This is a genomic window from Sorangium sp. So ce321, from assembly GCF_051530195.1.
Taxonomy (GTDB): domain Bacteria; phylum Myxococcota_A; class Polyangia; order Polyangiales; family Polyangiaceae; genus Sorangium.
In genome coordinates this window covers 5,012,452-5,034,616 of the sequence record NZ_CP150329.1, presented here as the reverse complement: position 1 = coordinate 5,034,616, position 22,165 = coordinate 5,012,452, and the positions used below count along the sequence as shown (strand labels likewise).

Below are 22,165 nucleotides of genomic sequence, written 5' to 3'. Positions count from 1 at the left end.
GAGGTGCCAGGGGCAATAGGCCCGCGGAACGGCGGCGCTGGCGTCGAGCGGCTCGCGCGCGGAGCGCTGTCGGGCCCGTGGTCCGCCGTCGCCCACGGCAGCGCCGGAGCCTGAGAGAGTAGCTCGGAGCTCACCGGCTCGATCTCCTCCGTCTGCGCGACCTGTGCGACTGGATGAGGGCCGCGATCACCGGAACCAGGGGGCATGGCCGCTCGATCTAGCAGGAAGGTTGCGTTGCAGACGAGGGTGTCGGGGTGCCGCAGGGGGAGAGGCAAGCGCTGCCGGCCGCCGGCAGGAAAGCGAGAAGCTCTGCCGGCACCCGGCGCGGGTGCGGCAGTCGTTGGCCGGTACCCAGCAGGGAGTACGGCAAGTGCTGTCGGTACCCGGCAGGGAGAGCCGGATCCCGACGGGTTCTCCTCTTGACGCGCAGGGTCATCGGGGGGCATGGCGCGGGGCTCTGGCCCGGCGGGCGATGTGCTGACCCGGACGGGCCTCGTGCGCTGCAAGCACGTGGGGAAACGGGGATGGAGCGCCGTGACGATCGGCTCGGCGAGAGCGGCCGCTGCCACAAGTACCGCCTGGTGAAGCTCATCGCTGAGGGCGGGATGGGGCGCGTCTACGAGGCCGTGGACGAGTACCTCGACCGGACCGTCGCGCTCAAGGTCGTCCGGCCCGAGCGGATGAGCGACGCCGACTTCCTGCGCGGGCACCGCAAGGAAGCGCGCGTGCTCGCCGACCTCAACCATCCGAACATCGTCCGGCTCTACGACGCGGGGGTCACCAGCGACGGCGTCATGTACATCGCGATGGAGCACGTCGATGGCGTCTCGCTGCGACAGATGCTCCACGCGATGCGCCGCTTCGACACGCGCGTCGCGCTCTCGATCGCGATCCAGGTGATGGACGCGATCCGGGTGGCACACGAGGGGGGCATCGTGCACCGCGACCTCAAGCCGGAGAACGTGCTCGTCATGCAGAGCGGCCTGGTCAAGGTCGTCGACTTCGGCCTCGCGCGGCGCGTCGGGGGGCTCGCGTCGAGCGACGTGTTCTCGGACCTCGGGACGGTGCACTACATGGCGCCGGAGCAGGCGCTCCGGCGGCCGGTTGGGCGGCCCGCGGACATCTACGCCGCGGGGTTGATCCTGTACGAGATGCTCGCCGGCAAGCACGCGTTCGCCGAGAGGACCGGCGAGCTGCCGCCGCGGCAAGAGGTCTGGGCGAACCAGGTGCACGCCGTGCCGGCGCCGCTCGCCGAGGCGATCCCGGAGGGCGCCTCGAGGAGCTTGAGCGATCTCGTGGCGCGTATGCTGGCGAAGTCGCCGGACGAGCGGCCCAGCGCGAACGAGGCGTTCGACGCACTCACACGGGAGTTCGACGGCTGCTCCGCGCAACCCCCGCAGGCCGAAGGCTACCCCGTGCTCGATCCGAAGGTGCGCGCCTCGATCCCGTCGCTGCGCCTGCTCCCGGCGGCGGAGGCCGTCCACCTCGCGACGGCACCGCTCGACGCGGGATACCGGCCGCCGGGGGCCGTGCTCCCGTTCCGGCCACCGGGCCAGCCCTCCGCGGACCGGGAGCTGCTCACGGCAGGCGCGGGCACGGCGGCGACCGGAGCGGCGCCAGATGCCGCGGCGGCGCGGAGCCCGCGCTGGCTGACGACCGAGCGAATGCCGTCCGCGCCGCCGACACCGCCAGCGGCGGCACCCAGCAAGCCGCCCGGTGCCAGGCCCGAGGCGCCGTTCGCAGCGGGGCCGGTGCCGCCGGTGACGGCGCCGCTGCCTCCCGAGAAGAGCGCGGCGGTACCGAGCGAAATGGCAGCCGCCACCTGGACGGGCGCGCGCGAAGCGGCGTCGAGCGAGGCCATGGGCACGCCATTGAAGGGCGTGGTGCTTGCGGATGAGGCGATGCCGGCCGCACTGCCCGCGCGACTCGAGCGCGAGGCAGCGCCGAGCGCCACGCGTTCGTCGCCCCGGGAGTGCGGCGCAGGTGATGCGCCGGGCCTGGCGGCGGCCGAGATGCGGCGCAAGCGCCGCGTCGGTCTCGTGATGGGCGCGAGCGCATTGTCCTGTGCGCTCGCCGCCTTGTGGTTCGTCCCTCGACAGCTCCCGTCGGTCGAACCGCCAAGCGGCAGCGCCGTGCTCGCCCCGTCGGCCACCGAGGATGCACCGCCGTTGCTGGTGGGCTTGCCTTCGCCCTCCGGAGCGCCGTCGCCAGTGGTCTCGCCTCCGCCGGTCGATAGAGTGCCCGAACCTGCACGCCAGCCGCCGATGACGGCGCCAGATTTCGCCGCGCCGCAGCAGGTGGCGCTCGATATGGCGCCTCGCCGCACCACGCCGGCGCTGGCTGCACCGGCGATGCTGCGCGGTGCCGATCCGGCGGCGGCGCCCCCCTCCGCGGCACAGGCGGGGACTGCGCCGCGCAGCGCCGTATCAAAGGCGAGGCCGATCAAGGCGCCGACCGCGGCGAGGGCGCCGCAGCCAGGCGACGCGTGGGCGGAAGAAGAGGAGAAGCTCGTGAAGGAGAAGCCGTATTTCAAGCCGGCGCCGCGCGTCCCTCACCCTGCGCCGGCGGCGCCGCGCCGTGCGCCGACGCCGCGCCGCCCGTTCTAGAGAAGGTCCGACCGGAATGAGCGACGAGGATCTGAAGAAGTACCTGCCGACCGAGGAGACATTCCGCCGCGTCGCGGATCGGGCCGCCTCGGACGAGAACATGCGGCGGGCGCTTTCGCGCGTGAAAGAGGCACCGCCTATCGTCGCGGCTCCGCTCGGCCCCGCCGAGCAAGCCGCGCTTGTACGGCCCGGGGCGCGCTCGGAGGCGCTCCGGAAGGAGCCCAGCCGGCCGAGTCGATGGCGGCTCCTCTGGTCGATCGCCGGCGCCGCCGCGGCGGTGAGCGCGCCCGCGCTGCTCATCTATTGGCTGTTCGTTCCGCGTGACGTTCCCTCCGGCCCCGTCGCCCCCAGCACCACGTCGGCGCCCGTGGCGCCTCTTCTGTCGTCGAGCGCGCCAGCGCCCGTGGCGCCTCTTCTGTCGTCGAGCGCGCCGGCTCCGCCCCCAGTGGCGGAAACTCCCAGCACCCCGGCCGAGAGCAGCGCCACGAGCCTCGCGACCGCGGCGCGAGTGCCCTCTGCGCTGCCGTCTGCTGCGCCCGCGCTGCGTGGTGCTGCACCCGCGCCGCGTGGTGCTGCACCCGCTCCGAGTGGCGCTGCGCCCCCGCCGAGTGGCGCTGCGCCCGCGCTCGCGCGCCGCGCGCCGGCGCGCGGCGCGAACGCCGTTGCGGCACCTGGCGATTCAGGGCAGAGGATGCCGCCGCCACGGACGACCGCGGCGGCGCCGGCGACATCGATGCCAGAGCCCTTCGCGGGGGCGCCGAGGTACTGAACGATGCTTCGAAAGTCCATCGCACGGATCGCGGTCGCGAGTTCGCTCGTTATGGCTGCGCCGACGGTCGCGCTGGCGGCGCCCGGTAGCGCGCCGGGCGACGTGATGACGGAGAAGGTGCGCGAGCTGCACAAGGAGGGCAACGCGCACTACGCGCGCGGCGACTACGAACGGGCGCGCGTGGCGTACCTCGCGGCATGGGCGCTGCAGAAGCGCCTGCAAATCGTGGGCAATCTCGCCGAGGCCGAGATGAAGCTCGGGCGCTTCCGCGACGCGGCCGAGCACCTCGCCCACTACCTGCGCGAGGCGCCCAAGGAGCAACCGCCGCCGCCAGCGGCCGAGATCCAGTCGGCCGAGGCGCTGTACGCGGCGGCGCGCGCGCAGGTGGGCGCGCTGTCAATCGCGACTCTCGAGAACGGCGCCGAGATCCTGGTCGACGGCGAGGTGGTGGGGGTCGCGCCGCTGCCGGCTCCGGTATTCGTGGAGCCCGGGATGCACACGGTGTCGGCACGGCGAGGCAACCGCGTCGGGGTGCGCCAGGTGCGCGTCGACAAGGGCGGCGCGGCGTCCGTCGAGGTGGTGCTTGCGGAGGGGAACCTTGGCGGGTCAACGACGCCGCCGCGCGCGGAGCCACCGCACAGCGCAGCGCAGCAGCCGCCAGCGAGTATGGCGCCGGAGCGGCCAGCGGGCGGGGCGCGGCTGCCGGTGGTGCCGATGGTGATCGGCGGAGCGCTCGGGGTGGTGGGCCTCGGCGTGGGCGTGGGGTTCACGCTGGCGGCAAACGCGAAGGCAACGGAGATCGACGGGCCGCTGCGCGTCGGAGACGGTAACCGGTCGGCTTGTTACCAGAGCCAGAGCGCGGCGTGCGCGAGGCTCGGCGACGCGGTGGACCAGCTCGATGCGTTCACGAGCACGGCGGTGATCGGGTACGTGGTGGGGGGCGCGGCGATCGCAGCGACGGCGGGGTACGTGCTGTGGTCGAGGTCCGCGGGCGACAGCCAGGGCAAGGCGCAGGTGATGGCGGCGCCGTGGCTTGCGCCAGGAAGCGGTGGCGTCGGCGTGGCGGGGCGCTTCTGACGTGTGGGAACGGCGACAGAGTGAAGCGTTGGACGCAGTGAGGGAGCCGATGCGAGGCAGGCCGAAGGCGAAGGGCTGGCAGGTCGCGGTAGCGAGCGCAGCGCTCGGAATGGCGGCGGTAGGGGGCAGCCTGGCGGGGGGATGCAGCTCGCCGTGCGAGCGGTCGCAAACCTGTCCGCCGGAGGCGTCAGGCGCGACCGAGGGCGGCGGCGCGCCGTCTAGGTGCGTGCCGAGCGAGAGCGGAGCGCCGGTCGACGACGCGTGCGGTGTGTTCGTGGCGGCGGCCGGCGACGACGGCGCGGAGGGGACGAAGACGGCGCCGCTGGGCACGCTGGGGGCGGCGATCGCTCGGGCGCGGGAGGACGGGACGGGGCGGGTGTATGCGTGCGCCGAGACGTTCGAGGTCGACGCAGCGGTGGAGATGCCGGCGGGGGTGACGCTCTACGGCGGGCTCGACTGCGCGGGCGGCTGGGGCTACGCGGGAGCGAGCGACAGCGCGAGGACGACGCTGACGGCGATCGAGGGCGTGATCCCCCTGGCGCTGCGGGGCGGCGAGGGCGTGGCGCGGATCGAGGACGTGGCGATCGTGGCGCGGAGCATCGAGGCGAGCGATCCGGAGAAGCGCGGACTGTCGTCGATCGCCGCCGTGGCGGAGGCGGTGGCGGTGGAGCTGGTGCGCTGCGCGCTCGAGGCAGGCGACGCGGCGCCGGGGGAAGACGGCGCGGCGCACGCGGAGCCGGCGCAGCGAGGGGGCGACGGGAGCGCGGGGAACGCCGCGTGCTCGGCCGAGATCGTGGTGCCGGCCAATGGACCGGTAAATGCGTGCGGCGCGCCGGAAGATCCGAGCGACGATTCGTTCGGCGGTGTGGGAGGCGTCGGGCTGCAGAGCAGCGGCGGCCCGGGCGGTCCCGGTAGTCCGGGGGATGTGATGAACGGCGGCGCCGGCGAGATCGCTGCGGCGTGCACGCCCGGCGTCACGGGTGCTAACGGTGCCGACGGCGAGCCCGGCGCGGGCGCGCGCGACCTTGGTGAGATCGCAGCAAGCGGCTACACGGGCGTCGCGGGCAGGGACGGCGCGCCCGGGACCACCGCACAGGGCGGCGGCGGTGGGGGCGGCGCCAAGGGTGGCATCGCCGCGGGCCAGTGCACGGCCGGCTCGGCCGGAGGCGCCAGCGGCGGCTCTGGCGGCGCTGGCGGCTGCGGAGGCGCCGGCGGAAGGGGCGGCGGCGCGGGCGGGTCGAGCATCGCGCTGGTGAGCCTTGATGCGACGCTCATGTTCCAGGATGCGACGATCGCCACGGGGCGGGGCGGAGACGGCGGCGCTGGCGCTCCTGGTCAGGACGGCGGTATGGCGGGCCCGGGCGGCCCCGGTGGCGGTGTGCCGGACGGCGCCACGGCGTTGCAGCCAGGCTGCGCCGGAGGCCCGGGCGGCACCGGCGGGCGTGGCGGCACCGGAGGCGGCGGGCTGGGCGGTCACGCGCTCGGCGTCGCGCACGTGGGCGCGGCGCCGCCGACCGAGGGCGTAACGTTCGCGGTAGGCAAGGCTGGCGCGGGCGGCGTCGGCGCGGACGCGGAGCACAGCGGCGCGCCAGGGCTCAAGGCCGACACCATGGCGTTCGAGCAGGGCAATAGGCGCTGAGCCTGCGTGGCCGAAGGCTGAGCGGAGCTGACGGCGAGGCTCGCGGTGACGGCGCTCGAAGCGGCTCGGCTCGGCGATTCGATCGCACATAGCAGCGCGTGGTCAGGTCTGTTGACCGGCGCCGTCGCAGGTGTGGCGCTGGCGGCGACGGTCGTGGCCGTCGTCGGCACCGGCGGCGTGGCCGCGGTGTTCATCGGGGCCGGCATCGCGGCGGCCGGCGCGGGCGGCGGGCTCGCGGGCGCGTACATCGGCGAGCTCATCCCTGGCGACGTCAAGGGGACGGTGGCCACGGGCTCGCCGGATACGTTCTTCGGCAAGGAGCGCCGCAGCGCGGTACGCGCCGGGCTCGACATAGTCGCGTGCGCCGACCACGGCGTGGTGCGCGTCGCGCAGGGCAGCGCGACGACGTTCGTCAACGGCAAGCCGCTGGCGCGCAGCACCGAGAAGACCGAGTGCGGCGCGATCCTGCGCGACGGGATCGCGACCGTGATCATCGGCGGCGACACGGCGCTGGCGCCGGGCATGGCGGTGGCGGACGAAGTGCCGCCGTGGGTGAAGACCACGCTCACGGTGGTGATGTGGGGCGGCGCGATCGTCGCCACCGGTGGCGCCGCTGCTGCCGTCGGCTGGGGCGCTGCGCTCGCAGGGTTCGGCGGGTCGGTCGCAGGCGGCGCCGGGCTCGGCTGGGCCGGCGGCGAGGTCGGCCGGCACTATGGCGGCGAGCTCGGCGCGCGCATCGGCGAGGTCGTCGGCGGGACGGTGGGTGGCATCGCGGGCGGGCTCGTCGGGGCGCGCATCGGCGAGCTGGTGCTCCGCGGCAGAGGCCCCTCAGTCGAGACTACCAGAACGGCGCCCGCCGAAACGAGCGAGCCGGTGAGACCGGCTGATGCTGGAGAGCCGCGAACTGCGGCAGAATGTGCGGAAGCCGCGAAGCCGGATGTTCTTGCCAGTCCAGCGACATCTGCAACAAAGCCTTCTGCAAGGAATACGACAGAACCCAAAGGAGATGGGAAAGCTTCCCCAGCCGGACGTACAGCAGATCATGATCCTGCCGCGAGAGCGGAGCCCACGAAAGCTCAACCGCCGAGGGAGGCCTCCAGCGATCCAGTCGTGGCGAGGCGAGCCGAACTCTCTGTAGAGAGAGGAAAGGTCACATCGAAGACCCGGGCGGAAGCGGACTCAATCTTGCAGGCCGAGCAAGAGGGCCTAGTCAGTGGGACAGCGCGCCGGACGGACGCTCGCCTGGGTGAGCCCGATCACGACTTCGTCTTGGAAGGCGAGACCACTGGGAAGAAAGTCTACGTGGACATCAAGACGCCTGTCGATCCGAAGTACCGTCCACTGTCGCAGCAGGCATCAGACATCGCAGGTCATGTAAAAGGATACGGCACAGACGTGGAGGTCATCGTTGATCTTAAGAACTTGACCTCATCGCAGAAAGAGCAGTTCCTCACGGATCTTCAAGGAACCGGCGCCGGCCCCCCAAGAACAAAGATTCTGAATCGATAGCCAGCCCACACCAGCCTACAGCAGATAGCCAACCTATTCAGGTACCGACATGCCATACACCCGGATTGAATGTATAGAGCTACAGCGCATGCTCGCCATGCACCGGAAGTGGCTCATGGGAGTCTCTTCCGGTGCGGCGGAAGCTCAAGGAACTCGATTGGCACTATACGAGCACGAGATTTCTGAGTGTGTGATAGAGGGCGAGACGCTCTCGGACGCTGAGCTCGTGCGGTGCATATTTCAAGGCCTCGTTGCCAAGAGGTGCGATTTTTCGTACGCAAATATGATCGACGCCGTGCTTGAGCGCGCCTCTCTGCTCGATTGTGACTTCAGGAAGGCGGACATGCGATCCGCACGCTGTGCAGGTGCCATGTTTTCCGGGAGCGACCTTGCTCGTGCAGATTTTACCGACGCTGATCTCCGTGGAACGATCTTACGCAACTGTAATCTTGGTGGCGCGTGGCTCATCAATGCTGACCTGAGGGACGCCGAACTGGAGAATGTAAGCCTGAACGAGACGAGGTTCGTTGGGACCAAGCTGGACGGTGTCAAGCAGTGGCGCGTAGACGAGCTCGAAACGGCACATTTCGATAGTGTAGACATCGGCGGCGTGCACATTTCGGGAGACGGTGCGATGAGCTACCTACGTGACATGTGCCTGCGGAACAGCTAGGGTCCTTGATGGTGCGGAAGTCACTGAGGTTGAGTCAGTTTTGGCAGAGCACGGTCCCGCGGATGGTATGACCGTGCGATGATGGGGCGACGTGGCTGACAATACGTAGTCTTCGGAGCCTGGCATCGAATTCCTCATTCGTCATATCGAAGCCCGCCAGAGGATCGAAGCACATCCTGTTCGGCTAGACGCAACCGGGTACGGATTGGTCGACGCTCGGCTCAGCGTCACAAAGCAAAGACCGGAAGGACTGAATTTAACTTCGGAGACGTTTGGGATCACGTCGGAGATGGGCTCTCGTGACTCGAAGCCCCAGAGCTGAACGCCGAACGCGGTCACCGCCGCGAACAAGCCAGCTTCACCGCCGTGCTCCAAGGCGAGAACCCCTCCGGCCTGCACGGGACGGGTGTCGACTCGATGAAGCGGATCGAGCTCCCACCATTCAATCCGATCCGGATGGCGGTATGCCGCGACGAGTCGTTCCCCTGTGGCGTCGATGGCGATGCCCACGACGTCATCATCCCACTGCGTGGGGTCGAGCGCGCCCGCGGACCAAGTTCGGGGATTGTCCATGTCCTGCAGGTCCGACCAGCGAAGTTTCCCGGTGGTCGGTTCGAGACCAAGCAGCCATGGCTCCCGCGGATGCCATGCGCAAATGTTCGCGTCTCCTTGCATTTTGTACCAGCGCCACGAGCCCGTATCGAAGACGACCAAATCATCGGCACAGACCATGAGCCGAGATGCGTCGGGAGAGAACGCCATGCGAGGGTAATACTGGCCCCAGCCATACGACACTAGCCGTGGGCCGCCCTCGCCGTGCAGCGGGCATGCGAGGAGGACCATGTCGTGAGTGTTGACCGCGGCCACCCCGGCCTCGCGCGAGACCGCCAGCCGCGGATACCCGCCGCTTGCCGGGCTCGCCACCGCCGTACCGAGCGCACGCGATGCAGGGCCCAAAATCTGGTCAGCAGCAAACACCAGCTCGGCCCTTTGTATCCGCGGTTCCACCGCGACACGCCACAGCTCGGCCGACGGCGTGGTCACGAGAAGGGTATCCTCGTCCCAGAACGCCACGTCCACCGCATCTACCTCGAAGGACAGCGCGCGCACGCGCTCGATCTTCATCGTCGGTGCTCCTCCGCCGGCCCAACGGCTGGGGCTGCTGCCGCGCGCGGGTGCGCGGAGCGCACCCGCGCGTCGGTCAGCAAACCCTTGTTGGGCCGTCTCCGAGGGGTGTGCCTCGGCTGCCTTCGGGGCCAGAATTCGTGAAGCGTTGCGAAGACGAGCCCACCAGGGTTTCGATAGGCAAAGGAGGCGGCAGCCCCAGGCTTCGTTCCGTGTCTCACAATGAGGCAAGGCTCGGAGGGTTCTCCCTCGGCGGTGGCGGCCTCATTCGGCGGTGGCGGCCTCATGACGATGCGGATTCATGCGCGCTGCTCCTATTCAGGGAAGCGACGTGTTTCAACGGCGATGCCATCTTCTCCCGATGTCGTACTGCTGTCATTGTTCCAGCTGATGCCGCCCTTGCCCGGCGGTCCGAGCTCGAAGGTGACCCCCTCGAGCGTGAGCTGGTCCTCGTCGAGGTAGGCGATGCCGATCGTGTCGCCGCCGCGCCCCGGGCCACCGAAACCGCCCTCGCCCCCGTAGCCGCCCGTCCCCCCGCCACACGACCAGGTGCCGTCCCCGACGGCGCCCCCCGGCGCTCCTCGACCGCCTGGTCCACCGCGCTCCGGCGGGCCCCCGTCGCCACCCGGTCCCCCGCCGCGCGCCGTGATCACGCTGTCTCGCACGGTGAGCTTCGCCGCGTTGAGCGCGACGATCCCGATGCTCGGGTGCCCGTTCGCGCCCCCTCGACCGCCTCGGCCGCCGCAGCCGCCGGCGCCTCCGGAGCCGCCGCCAGCGCCGCCCTTCGAGGCCACGCCGCACACGGCGAGCCCGCCGCGACGGCCACCGCCGCCGCCGCCACCTTGACCGGGCATGCCCCTGCCGCCCTCGCCGGCCGTGTCGCCCTCCCAGCCCTTCTCGCTGATGCGCCCGATACCCTCGCCGCCCGGCCCCACCGTGCCCAGGGCCCCAGAGCTCCCGGGAGACCCGCCGTGGCAGCCGGCGTTCTCCCGGTCCGCATGGCCGCCGCGCCCTGAGCTCGTGGGGTTCGGCGTCGGCGCCGGGGCGCCGGCTTCGCCATCCTCGGCGCCGTCGGGCAGCCCATCGCCGCCCTTGCCGCCGGTGCTCGGCGCGCCGCCCTCACAGGGGTTCACCACCGCCGGACCCCCGGCGACCGTGGCGGCGGTACACGCGTCCCCGCCGTAGAGCCCGTCGGGGCCGGTCGCTGCTCGGTTCGGCCAGGGCCACTCCTCGCCATCAGCGCCAGGCGGTCCGTAGTCGGCCTGAATCTCGCTCCGGATGATCTCCACGGCCGTGTTCGGCTCGATGATCATCGAGATCGGCCCATTCCCGTCCAGGAACATGTCGGCGAGCGTCGATACGCCGTCCGCGGCGCCCGTATCGCTCGGGCTCGCCGGCTCGACGAATACCAGCGGACCGGCGTAGTGCGAGCTTGCGCTGTCCAGCCCGGATACCTTCTTGATGTCGTCGCGCCCCCAGTGCCGGCAGTGGAAGCCTCCCAGGAGATCGACGCCAGAAGGCAATCGCACGTATTCGCTAAAATTACCGTTGCAGAGGAACACGCGCCCTCGTCGGGTGCGCGCCAAGTCGATGGCGTGCTGAACGGTAAACACGGGATTCGCCTTCGTTCCGGGGTTCCTGTCGTCGCCGCCCCCGTAGAACCCGGCGACGAACACGCCGCAACCGTCGTCGAGAACGTCGGAGGCGATATGCTCCAGGCAGACCGCTTCCGGCGGCTCATCGCCCTGGCACGAGGCGCCATCGCAGGGCGGTCCGCCAGCATCGCTTGGACCGGGGGCAGTCCCGCAGCCGATCGCCCACGGCGACAACATGAGGGAGAGGGCTGCAGCGATCGTCTTTCTCATCCGAGTCTCCTGTCGTGGATCGCCGGCACAGGGCGTTTTATTGCGGCGGTTCCGGGTCGGGGGCATCGAACCGATACCAAAAATCGGCACGTCCTGAAGCTCCCTGGCTCCTCTCGTCCCCCGAGGCTGCGTTGCCGGCGAGCCCACCCTCGCCGCGCCTGCCGTGGGTGACGATCGCATCCGAGGCAAGTGTCACAGTGGCAGCTACCGACGCAATCCCGAGAGAGTGGCCGCCAAGGCCGCCACCGGCATCGCCCCCACGGCCACCGTCGCCTCCATAGCCACCACGGCACGCGTCCCACATCTCGGTTCCACCCAAGCCTTTGCCCGGCCAACCGCCATGTTCCCCGGCGCCGCCTAGTTGGCCCGTTCCGCCAACCCCACCGCGGCCCCCATCGCCGGCGACGACCTCGCTGTCCTCGATGGTCAGGACGCTCCCCTGCAAGGCAACAATCCCGATGCTCGCGCCGCCGTAGCCTCCCCCCTTGCCTCCGAGGCCACCGCAGCCGCCGCCGCCCCCGGAGCCGCCGGCCGCGCCGCCCTGCGGCAGACCTGCGCGACACGCCGTCATGGGACCGCGCGATTTGCTGCCACCGCCGCCGCCCCCGCCTTGGCCGATGCCCCCCTTCTTTCCGTCCCCGCCACGAACGCCGATCCAGCCGTCGACATCGAGGTAACCCACGCCAGCGGCGCCGGCAGCACGGGCGCCGTCGTCGCCCTTGGCTCCATCCTCACCCGGCTTGCATCTGTCACTCGCGGCGCCGGCCCCCCCAAGGCCGTGGCCTTCCGGATTCTCCGCGAGCGCTGGCTGTCCTGCGGTGCCATCGCCGCCCGCATCCATCCTGCCATCACCCCCATACCCGCCCGTCGACTCGGTGCCATCGCCACAAACGGTCACGACCGGTCGGGCGCCCTTCACGACCTCCGCCGTGCAGGCGTCCGCGCCGTCGTTGCCCAGCGCGCCGTCCTGGGCACGGTCCGCGGGCGCGTCCTCTCCCGCTTCGCCGTCCTTGCCGTCGGCGGCCTGCACCTCGCTCGATCGCACGACGGCCCTGGCACCGGAGCTCAAGATCACCGCGATCGACGACTTGCCATCCCTCGCTGAGGCAGGGGCCGCCACGACACGCACGCCGAAGATCATGGACGTGGCGTCCGTGGCGTCCTCCTCTGCACCGAGGACGCGCAGCGGGATTCCTACCGGCGGCGCGATGGTGGTCAACTCATCGGGCCCCCCAAACGACCCCCCGTACGACCAATCGCCACCGTCGCAGAGACGGGCGCCCCAGAGGTCGACGCCCGCGGGCAGCGTGATCGCCTCCTCGAACGCCCCGCCGCAAGCGTACACGCGCCGGGTCGGCGCCTCGCCGTTGCCTCGCCCGCTCGCGGCGAGCCCGACGGCGTGTTGCAAGGTCTTGACCGGCGCGCCTTTCGTGCCGGGGTTGTTGTCGTTGCCCTGCTCGCTGACGAACACCCCGCACTGGTCGAGCGCCGGCGCGTTCTGGGGCTGTCCTTCGCACGGTCCGGGCGGCGGTTCCGGATCGGGGGCGCACGCATACACCTCCCAGCAAACATCGGCGAACGTGCACGCCGTCAGTGTGCTGGCGCTCCACGCGCAGAGGGCGAGAGCCAAGACCGACGTCCTCATGCTTTGGCCTTCCTGCGAACGCGTCTCCACAGCTCCCGGTGTCCTCACCACAGCCCCCCGATGTTCACGCCCATCCCGTGCCCGGTCGCCACGGGCGAGACGTGGATCCGCTCCTGAGCCGGCGTGAGTCCCAGGAAGGAGAAGTCCGTGAAGAAGGACGCGGCGGTCGCCGCCCCGATGACGCCCCCTGCGATGACCAGGGCCGTGCCCGCGACTCCGGAGAGGTTGCGCTCGTCCCGCAGACGGAGCAGTTCAGCACACGCGGAGCGCTGCGGCGCTTGCCAGCACATCGACGAGTTCGTCCTCGGATCGCGGTTGAGCCCCTCACGCCGCTCGCTCAGGTCGCCGTCAAGCCTGCTGGCCCGGATCATGAGGAGGCTGCCCACCGACACGGTAGCCGTCGTGACCGCGATTCCCGCGATACGCAGCGTCCCTGGCCACGAGGCCCACCGGCTGGGGGCCTGCGTCCGAAGATCCAGCGTAGAGCTCGGCGCCTTGGGTGTTTCCTTCGGTGCTGCCGCCGCCATCTCCTTGGTACTGCCTGAGGAGCGCGGCAACTGCATCAGCATCTCGTGCTCCTGTCCCGGCATGGCGGTGAACATCTGGAGAGATTCCTCACGTCCCGGCGCGCGAGCCCGCACCATGTGTTGCCCGGCCTCGAAGAACAGCTTGTGGGTCCGCGCGGCCCTGCCCACGGACTTGCCGTCGACGATCACCTCGGCGTCCGGCGGATCGGTCGAGAGCAACAGCGTCGCGACCTGCGCCGTTGCCTTCCGCAATCCGTCCTCGAAACGAAGCTGGACGGCTACAGGGAGCGCCTCGCGTTGCTCAAGGCTCCAGGCGAGATGCTCGGCGGCGTCGCGGTACCTGCGCAATATCAGCGCGCAGAGCCCAAGCTCCCCGGCGATCTCCGCGCGCTCTCGCTCTCTGATCGACGATGGCTCTACTGCATCCAGGGCTGCCTTGTAGGCATCGTATGCATCGGTCCACTTTCCCGCTGCACGAGCCCTCTGCCCAGCGCGTACAAGGTCTTTCACTGCCGAACCGTCGCCTCGTCGCGACCCCCCAGCGATGCTCTGAGCGCTGGCCGGACTCACAAGGCCGGTGGCGGCACCCAGCATCAAACAGATCGACAGTGAACGTAGAGCGCACCGCATGTGCGCGACGGTACTGACGCCAGCCTCGTGGCGTCAACCCTCTGGGATTTCCGTCAAATGCTCCATGGACGAGAATGAGCAGAGCCATCCAGGAATGCGTTGATCCGTTCCACCGCGACGGAACTGGAGGAGGGCACACGACCCTGCTACAGTAGCACACATTATCCGACCCAAATTGGCCGCCCCTTCATTTTCCTGAACCCTTCAGGGCGGCTCAGGTGTGCTACCCGCCGTGGCCAAGCCAGCACGTACCTCCATCGGCTTCGACCTCTTCCGGCGCCTGGCGATCCGTCGCGGTGTCCCGGTGCGAGACGCGGAAGACGTCGCTCAAGAGGCGCTGCTGCGGGGCTTGGAAGCGGATCAGCGGATCGAGCCGGGCGGGGACTCGGCGCCGTACCGCGTCACGATCGCCCTCAACCAGGCGCGCAACCATGTGCGCGACGCGAGCCGCCGCGGCGAGGTTCTGACGTCCTTCGACGAGCGCGAGCTCAGAGGGGAGGATCCCACGCCGGAAGACCTGCTCCGCCTGCGGCAGCGTGCAGAGCTCACGCGACAGCTGCTCGCTCAGATCGACCCCAAGTACCGGGACATCCTCATCAGGCACGAGCTGGAGGAGATGCCGCTGGTCGAGATCGCGGCCGAACTTGGGCTCAGCGTCCAGACGGTGAAGACGCAGCACCGGCGGGCGCGCAAGGAGCTGAACGCGCAGAAGCGACGGTGGGAGGCGCAGCAGCATTCCCACGGCTGGGACGGCGATGCCTGCGTGGTGGCACCGCTCGCCTTCGGGTTCCACGATCGCGCGTCGTGGGTGGCCACGCTGCGCCGTCTGGGGGTGAGAATCCTCGTGCAGGGGGCGTTCGTCGTTCTGGCGGGCGCTCTCGTCTCCGGCGTCGCGCCCGTGCCCGGTCTAGAATCGTGGCTGCGACCGGCGGCCATCCACGCGCCTGAGACCGCGCCCACCGTAGAGGACGCCACGGCGCCCACCGTACCAGACGGCGCCGCCATGGCCGCGCACACGGTCTCGTGGCCGGCCGGAGATAGCAACGCGGGCGCTGGGGTCGTCGTGAGCAGCACGGCCGCTCCCGCGGTGACGACGGCTCCTCGTCCCGCCTCGCCGCGGGGCGCCGTGCGCCCCGCCGTCAGCCGGCGGGAGAGGAGCCTGGTCAACCAGGCCCGGAGGGCAATCGAGGCCCATACCGCCCTCGGTTACCTCGAGGCGCGCCGGCTGCTCGAGGCCCACGCGCGGGAGTTTCCGCGCGGGCCGTTCGCTGCGGAGCGCGAAGCGCTACTCAGGCAGATTCGCTGAGTCGTCGGCTGTTCACTGACCGTTAACAGGCGGTAGCTCCGATGCTGTCGTCGACAGCAGAAGGCCGAGATCCGTCTTGCGTCGGGCAAGAAGGCGCACGTCCAGGAGGAGGAACACATGGAGGAAGTGCTGGGTGCGATGTGGCTCATCTCGCCGATCGTTCTCGCGATGATGGCCTGTGTTGCGATCGGGTTCGCGGTGACCGCGCGCGAAGCGCTCGGCCGCGAGCGCGGGCTCCGCGAGGCACGCGAGCAGGCGCATGAGGACGAGGAGCTGGCCCTCACCGAAGCAAAGGAGAAGGCAGAGCGGGAACTGGAGCGACACCGGCGCCTGCTCGATTGCCATGTGGACGCCCTCATCGCGGCGATGACAGACGTTCGCGCGCGCCCCGTCCCATGGCCAGGCAGGGTCCTCGAGTCGTTCTGTGCGACGATACCCTCGTGGCAACAAAAACTGGCCGAGAACACCGGGTTAGAACGAAGGGAACTCGAGCGGCTGCTGAACAGCGACCACCCGATGACGCCCGGCCTCGCACGGCAGCTGGAGGTCTTCACCGGCACGCCTGCGCGGTACTGGGAGCTCCTGTGGCGCCTGCACGATGATTACCGGGCGGACGCGGCGGACACGGTGGTGCTCCAGCTCGGTGAGCCGATCACCAGGCGTGAACGCTCGGCGCGTGCGGCTGCGTCCTCAACGTCAAGCCCGACGTTGACGAGTCCGAGCGCGATTCCTCGTGGCGCGCCTGATGTTCCCCCGCCCGTGGTGCCTTCTTCTGATCTGGCTGCCAAGAGCCCACGGGCCAGGCTCCCGCCGCCTCCTCAGCCGCGGCTTCGGTCACCGCTGCCTGCTCGCACGATGTCGGGCGCTGAGTTCGCGTGTCGCGCTGCGGCACTGACGAGCTTTCCGGTACAGCGTGACGACGGCGGATCCAGCCTCGTACGAGGGTCTGATCGGGAGGACATCGAGCGCTCTGCGTTGAACACGACCCTGCCGGGCGTAGGAAGCCACGGAGCAGCCTAGCCGTGACACCCGTCGACGGAACCCGGCATGCGAGCGGAAGCTTAGCCGGCGACTCAACGGAGTACACATGGAATCCGAGAATCACAGATCAAGCCTCAAGCAACTGACCGAGAGAATGGAATGGCGCATTGTGCCGCTGAGCAAGGCGCATGTACAGGCGCTCATCGAAGAGGGCTTCAACGCATACTACAGCGATCCAGCGGGCAAGGTGGCCGCAGCGCTGCTGACGTTCGCTCGATTGGTTCTGGACGAGGCGACCCCTGGACACCGGAACGATCCTGAAGCGACTGAAGCCCGTGCGCCGATCTGTCGCATCTCACCGCTTGAGGAAGCGTTGACCCGATGGGCTGAGGTCGACGAAGAGGGGCAAACGCGAGTAGTTACAATCCTGGACTCGATGGGCGCCAAGGACCCCGCCGCCCGTGCTGCTCACGCGGTTCTGGTCTGGGCCGCGCAGGTGTACAAACTGGCCAGCAGAACCGGTGTAAATAGTTGATTGCGTCGATGTTTCAGAGCCGCCTCCTCAGCGCCGCCTCTGTAGCTGCCCGCGTCAATTCACTCTGCACAACCAAGTCCCGCTGCGGCACCCCTCGCGCTGGTGCGCCTGTTTTCCTACAGCCGGCTTCGAGCTCGGATCCCGCGCCATGCCCACGGCTCAGCATCCTCGGGATCCAGCCGAATCGCCTGGATTTCGTGCGTCGCGACCGGGAGTTTTTCTCCCCGCTCGTTCCTGGTCATGACGACCTCAGGGTACCTGACATCGACGATGCGGACGCGGCGCGCTTGCCACCACGGATCGGCCCAGCCCGGAGCCACCCCCACCACCAGGTCGACGACCGCGTCCTTCTCGTAGGCGCTCTTCAGCTGCTGGCGGAGGCTCACGTCGCCGGGCAGGGCCCAGTCGGTGGCCAGCATCTCGTCCACGAATCCCCAGCGAAGGCGAACGGCGCCATGGAGGACACCGTACCGGTAGAGCGCGTGAAGCGCCTTGACATCGCTCTCGATCCGGCGCGCAAGCCGCCGATGGTCGCCTTCGGACAGATAGCGCATCGCCCTCTCGGGCTCGCCCAGAGGGCGACGGATGCGGGTGGTCCCGGCGATGAGGAGCTCCGGCGTGATCTGCAGCGTCCGCCCCGCTCGGTTCAGCCGCCTCGATTTCTGCGGCGGCTCGAGTTCCACGACCCGGCAGCGGTCGGCGTCGAACCCCAGCGCTTGCAGCGTGTCGTGGACGCGGAGGCCCGCGATCACGTCGAAGCGCTCGAGCAGTCCTGCAAGCTCGGCGACATTGCGACCGATGAAGGTCTGGATCGATCGCTGGCCGACGTCGAGCATCGCCACGGCCCGGGGATCCTCTGCGGAAGGCACCACGCGAAGGACGGCGCGGCGGGCCATGCGCGCAATCTCGGCGTTGCGTCGGCCCTCCGCGTCGGGTTCCACGCGACGGACTACGCAGCCCTCCTCCCACGCCGTGGGCTGTGATCGGGACCGCTGAACGAGCACCGCCGGCGGCAGCCCTCGGACCGCCCGCCGCATCGCGACCAGGCCCGGCGCGACAGGTTTCAGCGTGAGCCGCCCGTCCTCATCCGTGAGGAAGAGATCGCTCGTCCGCGGCCTGTTGCGTGGGCCGAGTTTCTCTCGGTGCGTCGTGAGCCCGGCGAGGAAGGACTCAATCTCCTCGGCGGTCATCGGCGTCCGCCGCGCATCCAGCAGGGCCGCGGCCTGTTGGATCCAGGGCAAGCTCGTCACGGAACGGTCGCGGAAGGCCGCGTCTACCTCCTCGGTCGACAGCGGCACGTCGTCGCCAGGCACAAGAAGCCCGGCCTTCGGGAGCTGTGGCGCCGGGTGTTCGTCGAGGAGAGTGGCGGTTCCCACGGCCAGGACGTCGCGCTCGAAACCGAGGTTGACGACGTTGCGGTACATCAAATCCCGCAGGATACGGCGCGCCTTTGGAGCGATCGGGCGGAACTCAGGATCCCTCGAGGCTCGGGGACTCGGGTTTGCCATGGTGTGCACACCCTACCGCGATGTGCGTTCGGGTTCAGCACCTCCAGCGGGGCTGGGGAACACTCGAGCTTGCATGGAAGGCGGCCACTCGCGGGATCGGAACTCGGCCGAGAAGATCATGAACCCGATCGGAATGGCGACCGATGGCATTACGGACAGCCGCATGGATTTTCCGCGTGGCCCGTCGCCGTGGCGACCGATCGCGGGCGTCGGCTGGCGCACATGCGTTTGCGTCCCTGGGCAAGAGCGTACGAGGGGTCGGGACAGCAGGATCACGGCGATGCGACCGGGGGCGGAGCCGGGCAGGATCACGGCGTGCGATCGGAGGCGAGGCGCGGACCGGTCAACTCGACGCCGCCGCTCCCGCAACCGCTTCGAGCCCAACGACGGGCGGCTGGCTGCTCGTCCGCTCGCGCGCTCCGAGATACAAAATTGAGCCCCTCAAGACCGCCCCCGGCGGGTGTCCTGCGCGCGCGCAAGTTCGCGTTCTAATTCGGTTTATCGCGTTCGTGGGGAAGGACATCTCGCCCAGAGATGCCTCCGCCAGAGATACCTTTTTGTGCATCTCGGCGGGCTCGGCGTCAGGCTCGCTTCGAATCGATGCCACAGCGGGCCATGCCGATCCCCCTCGCACGAGCTGCCGGCGGCGAAGGGCCAACCCATCCTAGCTTCGGATGGCCACGCGCGCACGAACCAAAGGGAACGACGATGAAAGGCGATGCAGCAAGAAAGGACCTGGTCGGACACGAGGATCGGCCCCTCACGCCCCGCGAGCTCGCGCGTCTCCTCCGCGCCTTCGCGCACATGATCGAAGCCGCTGCCAACGATCCCGGGCCGGAGCTCCCTCGCCCGGTCCGCCGCCCCTCTCGCGCCGCGGCTCTGCCCGCAGTGTCACCGCTGACGCAGGCCCGGGCCACGGCCGCGCTGAAGAAGCTCGGCGTGCTACCCTGAGGGCCGCATGGGCGAGCAACGCAAAGGTCGGCATCTGGTCCGCATCACCATCAACGGCGAGCGCCGCCGGATAGGCTCCTGCGCCACCGGGGAGGAGGCCGAGGAGCTGCGCGCCGCCGTCTATTCACGCGCCAGCGACGTCACCGGCATCACGCTCCGAGCCTGGGGCGAGCAATGGCTCGACCGCCGGGAGCGCCTCGACGGCCTGCGCAGCATCTCGACCGACCGTGGCCGATGGCGGACGCATATCGAGAACTCCCCACTCGCGAACATGGCACTCGTCATGATCACGCCGGGCGACGTCGACGCCTGGATATGCGCTCTCCAGAAGAAGCTGACCGCAACACCCTATCGCGCGCCCAAGCCGATCTCCCCCGCCACGGTCAAGCAGGTCATCGGGCTGCTCCGGCAGATGCTCGACGATGCGATGCCCCAGCACATCACCACGAATCCCGTGGCCGCCCTCAAGAAGCGCGTCCAGAAGGCCACCAAGCGCCGCGCCCGCGACGCCACCGTCGAGCCCTGGACCTACCTGGAGCCGGAAGAGCAGCACCGCCTCCGCACCAGCAACGCCATCCCCGAGGCCGACCGCCTGATCATCCTCTTCGCCCTCCTCACCGGCCTTCGCCAGGGCGAGCAGTTCAACCTGGAGCTCGCTGACCTCCGCCTCGACGCCGACGCCCCGCACGTCGTGGTCCGCTTCGGCTCGAAGAACCAGCCTCCCAAGAACGGCAAGATCCGCCGCGTCTACCTCTCCGCCGACGCCGTCGATGTCTGCCGCCGCTGGCTCGCGCTCCTCCCGAGCTACGCCCCCTTCAACCCCGAGGCCCTCGTCTTCCCCGGCGCCCGCGGCGGCCGCGTCTCCAAGGGCAAGACCCCGCTCATCCGCAGCGAGATGGTCACGCTCCCGACCGGCCGCCGGAAGCAGAAGAAGGTCGACCTCTTCGACCGCCACCTCGCCGCCGCCGGCATCACCCGCCCGGTTCGCTGGCACAACCTCCGCCACACCTGCGCCAGCTCGCTCGTTGCCGGCTGGTGGGGCCGTCGCTGGACGCTCGAGGAGGTCCGCGAGCACCTCGGCCACACGTCGATCGCCTCGACGCATCGGTACGCGCACCTGAGCGAGACGGCCATCAAGGGCGCCGTCCGCCAGACGCCCGGGTGGGCACCGCTGCTGCCCACCTCTCCCTCGATTCCTCCTGAGGTTTCGCGTCTAACCCCTCGGAATCATTCAGTGGGTCGACAGGGACTCGAACCCTGGACCTACGGATTAAAAGTCCGCAGCTCTACCGACTGAGCTATCGACCCGATTCAGCGGCCGGCGAAGCTAGCAGAAGGCCCTGGCAGGTTCCACCTTTCCTTTCCCGCCCCCGCCCGCCCGGCGCCTGCTTCCGCCGGCTCCTCCTGCACTCGCCACGGCCTGAGGGTGCGCTCCGCGTCCGCTCCCACGCACCGCGCTGCCCCTCCGGCCTCATCAGTCCCCGGTCCGTCGTCCTCGCCCCTCGCCCGCTTCCCTGTCCTCTCTCGTCTCGCCTCGCACAGGCCCCCCTCCGTCCCGCCCGTCTCCCCCGCCCTCTCTGCTCCCGCACCGCTCCCGCCCCCTCCCCCCGGCTCTCCCGCCCCCCGCTTCCCCTCACGCCCGCCTTCCTCACGCCCTCGCGTCGCGCTATGAGGTGCCGCCATGTCGCCGCCGCGCCCTTCCGCCGCCTCCAAGGAATCGTTCGCATCGCTCTTCGAGCAGTCCGAGGGGGCTGGCAAGCAGCGTCGCCGCCAGTACCACACGGGCGAGACCGTCGAGGTGACCGTGGTGGCGATCGCTCGCGAGGCCGTCTTCGCGGATCTCGGTGGCAAGCAGGAAGGCATGTTCGAGCGGCCCGCCCTGAGCGACGGCGACGGCAAGCTCCGGGTCGCGGTCGGCTCGCGCGTCTCGGCGGTGGTCTCGGGCGTCGATTCAGGCACCGGCCAGGTGCGCCTCACGCCGGTCGTCGTGCGCGCGAGCGACGACGGCGACAGCGCGTCTCCGCTCGCTGCCTCGGCTCCGGCTGCGGGTGGCGCGCCGCTGCTCGTCGAGGGAGCGCGGGTCAAGGGCAAGGTGACGGGCATCGAGCGCTACGGAGTCTTCGTCCAGATCACTGGCACGTCGGGCCGCTCGGGCCGCGGCCTCGTCCCCACGGCCGAGACGGCGACGCCTCGCTCGGCCGACCTGAAGAAGCACTTCACCGTGGGCCAGGAGGTCGAGGCGAAGATCCTCAACGTGGACGAGTCCGGCAAGATCCGCCTGTCGATCTCCGCGCTCCGCGTCGACGAGGAGCGCGGGCAGTTCGAGTCGTACGCCAAGGCCGAGCGCTCCGGCGGCGGCGCCGGCGGCGCCGGCAACGACAAGGGCGCCAAGCCTGCCCCTCGCAACTTCGGCACGCTGGGCGACCTGCTGGCGAAGAAGGTCAAGCGCTAGGCTCACGCGTCAAGCGCCAGGCTGACGCGTCAAGCGCCAGGCTGACGCGTCAAGCGCCAGGCTGACGCGTCAAGCGCCAGGCTGACGCGTCAAGCGCCAGGCTGACGCGACCCTTCGCGCCTCTTCGCTTCCTCGTCACCGTCGCGCGGCAGGAGATTGCATCGCCCCCGCCGTTGGGCGTACACCTCGGCCGCTCGGCTGCTCTGGGCTCTCGCTCCAGCTCTTCGTGGCTCGCTGGTCGCGCTCTCGCGCCTCCGCGTCCTCGCCTTCGCGTCCTCGCGTCCGTGCTCTCGCGATCGCGGTCCCGCTTCGCTCTCTCCGCTTCCGCCTCCGTCTTCGCGTCGATGCCTTCCCTCGCCCGCACCTC

At 70.0% G+C, this 22,165-nt stretch carries 14 protein-coding genes, 1 tRNA gene and 1 pseudogene; 10 read left to right on the top strand and 6 right to left on the bottom strand.

Going from position 1 to position 22,165, the window contains the following annotated elements:
• Positions 1-524: 524 nt before the first annotated feature.
• The 5 genes from WME89_RS19100 (at position 525) to WME89_RS19080 (ending at position 8,273) form a co-directional block, all read left to right on the top strand.
• On the top strand, positions 525-2,606 hold the full coding sequence (locus WME89_RS19100; protein ID WP_438010545.1) for a protein kinase domain-containing protein: 2,082 nt from the start codon (positions 525-527) through the stop codon (positions 2,604-2,606).
• 820 nt (positions 2,607-3,426) lie between these two features.
• Complete coding sequence (locus WME89_RS19095) at positions 3,427-4,452, top strand: tetratricopeptide repeat protein (RefSeq protein WP_438010544.1); 1,026 nt, start codon at positions 3,427-3,429, stop codon at positions 4,450-4,452.
• A gap of 226 nt (positions 4,453-4,678) precedes the next feature.
• Entirely contained in the window at positions 4,679-6,091 is a 1,413-nt protein-coding gene (locus tag WME89_RS19090) for a PGRS family protein (RefSeq protein WP_438010543.1), read from the top strand.
• Positions 6,092-6,136: 45 nt separating this feature from the next.
• Positions 6,137-7,600 carry a PAAR domain-containing protein gene (locus WME89_RS19085; RefSeq protein WP_438010542.1) on the top strand — a complete coding sequence of 488 codons (1,464 nt, stop codon included), beginning with the start codon at positions 6,137-6,139 and terminating at the stop codon, positions 7,598-7,600.
• A gap of 157 nt (positions 7,601-7,757) precedes the next feature.
• The gene (locus WME89_RS19080; protein WP_438010541.1) at positions 7,758-8,273 is read left to right on the top strand and encodes a pentapeptide repeat-containing protein; all 516 of its coding nucleotides are present in this window, start codon (positions 7,758-7,760) and stop codon (positions 8,271-8,273) included.
• A 141-nt stretch (positions 8,274-8,414) separates the two neighbouring features.
• On the opposite strand, the gene WME89_RS19075 is transcribed toward WME89_RS19080, so the two are convergent.
• From WME89_RS19075 to WME89_RS19060, 4 genes are all read right to left on the bottom strand, one after another.
• On the bottom strand, positions 8,415-9,398 hold the full coding sequence (locus WME89_RS19075; RefSeq protein WP_438010540.1) for a hypothetical protein: 984 nt from the start codon (positions 9,396-9,398) through the stop codon (positions 8,415-8,417).
• A 314-nt stretch (positions 9,399-9,712) separates the two neighbouring features.
• Positions 9,713-11,263: a hypothetical protein gene (locus tag WME89_RS19070; RefSeq protein WP_438010539.1), complete on the bottom strand. Its 1,551-nt coding sequence runs from the start codon at positions 11,261-11,263 to the stop codon at positions 9,713-9,715.
• Between the two features lie 37 nt (positions 11,264-11,300).
• Entirely contained in the window at positions 11,301-12,893 is a 1,593-nt protein-coding gene (locus tag WME89_RS19065; protein WP_438010538.1) for a hypothetical protein, read from the bottom strand.
• Between the two features lie 59 nt (positions 12,894-12,952).
• Positions 12,953-13,945, bottom strand: coding sequence for a hypothetical protein (locus tag WME89_RS19060; protein WP_438010537.1), 993 nt, complete (start codon positions 13,943-13,945; stop codon positions 12,953-12,955).
• A 340-nt stretch (positions 13,946-14,285) separates the two neighbouring features.
• Here WME89_RS19060 and WME89_RS19055 point away from each other — a divergent pair, with 340 nt between their 5' ends.
• From WME89_RS19055 to WME89_RS19045, 3 genes are all read left to right on the top strand, one after another.
• On the top strand, positions 14,286-15,371 hold the full coding sequence (locus tag WME89_RS19055) for an RNA polymerase sigma factor (RefSeq protein ID WP_438010536.1): 1,086 nt from the start codon (positions 14,286-14,288) through the stop codon (positions 15,369-15,371).
• A 117-nt stretch (positions 15,372-15,488) separates the two neighbouring features.
• Positions 15,489-16,391, top strand: coding sequence for a helix-turn-helix transcriptional regulator (locus tag WME89_RS19050; RefSeq protein WP_438010535.1), 903 nt, complete (start codon positions 15,489-15,491; stop codon positions 16,389-16,391).
• A 67-nt stretch (positions 16,392-16,458) separates the two neighbouring features.
• Complete coding sequence (locus tag WME89_RS19045; RefSeq protein WP_438010534.1) at positions 16,459-16,887, top strand: hypothetical protein; 429 nt, start codon at positions 16,459-16,461, stop codon at positions 16,885-16,887.
• 116 nt (positions 16,888-17,003) lie between these two features.
• On the opposite strand, the gene WME89_RS19040 is transcribed toward WME89_RS19045, so the two are convergent.
• A complete protein-coding gene (locus WME89_RS19040) occupies positions 17,004-18,311 on the bottom strand; it encodes a hypothetical protein (protein WP_438010533.1) in 1,308 nt (435 codons plus the stop codon).
• 1,042 nt (positions 18,312-19,353) lie between these two features.
• On the opposite strand from WME89_RS19040, the pseudogene WME89_RS19035 reads away from it, so the two are divergent.
• Positions 19,354-20,412, top strand: a pseudogene (locus WME89_RS19035) (tyrosine-type recombinase/integrase); the annotation flags it as partial.
• 169 nt (positions 20,413-20,581) lie between these two features.
• Here the strand turns inward: WME89_RS19035 and WME89_RS19030 are convergent.
• Positions 20,582-20,654, bottom strand: a tRNA-Lys gene (locus WME89_RS19030).
• Positions 20,655-21,027: 373 nt separating this feature from the next.
• Here WME89_RS19030 and WME89_RS19025 point away from each other — a divergent pair.
• Positions 21,028-21,798 (top strand): S1 RNA-binding domain-containing protein, encoded by a 771-nt coding sequence (locus tag WME89_RS19025; protein ID WP_438010532.1) that lies wholly within the window; start codon positions 21,028-21,030, stop codon positions 21,796-21,798.
• Positions 21,799-22,165: the final 367 nt, after the last annotated feature.

Coding starts and splice junctions, on each gene's coding strand:
- WME89_RS19100 (WP_438010545.1), top strand. CDS start 525: ATGGAGCGCCGTGACGATCGGCTCGGCGAGAGCGGCCGCTGCCACAAG.
- WME89_RS19095 (WP_438010544.1), top strand. CDS start 3,427: ATGGCTGCGCCGACGGTCGCGCTGGCGGCGCCCGGTAGCGCGCCGGGC.
- WME89_RS19075 (WP_438010540.1), bottom strand. CDS start 9,398: ATGAAGATCGAGCGCGTGCGCGCGCTGTCCTTCGAGGTAGATGCGGTG.
- WME89_RS19070 (WP_438010539.1), bottom strand. CDS start 11,263: ATGAGAAAGACGATCGCTGCAGCCCTCTCCCTCATGTTGTCGCCGTGG.
- WME89_RS19050 (WP_438010535.1), top strand. CDS start 15,489: ATGGAGGAAGTGCTGGGTGCGATGTGGCTCATCTCGCCGATCGTTCTC.
- WME89_RS19045 (WP_438010534.1), top strand. CDS start 16,459: ATGGAATCCGAGAATCACAGATCAAGCCTCAAGCAACTGACCGAGAGA.
- WME89_RS19040 (WP_438010533.1), bottom strand. CDS start 18,311: ATGTACCGCAACGTCGTCAACCTCGGTTTCGAGCGCGACGTCCTGGCC.
- WME89_RS19025 (WP_438010532.1), top strand. CDS start 21,028: ATGTCGCCGCCGCGCCCTTCCGCCGCCTCCAAGGAATCGTTCGCATCG.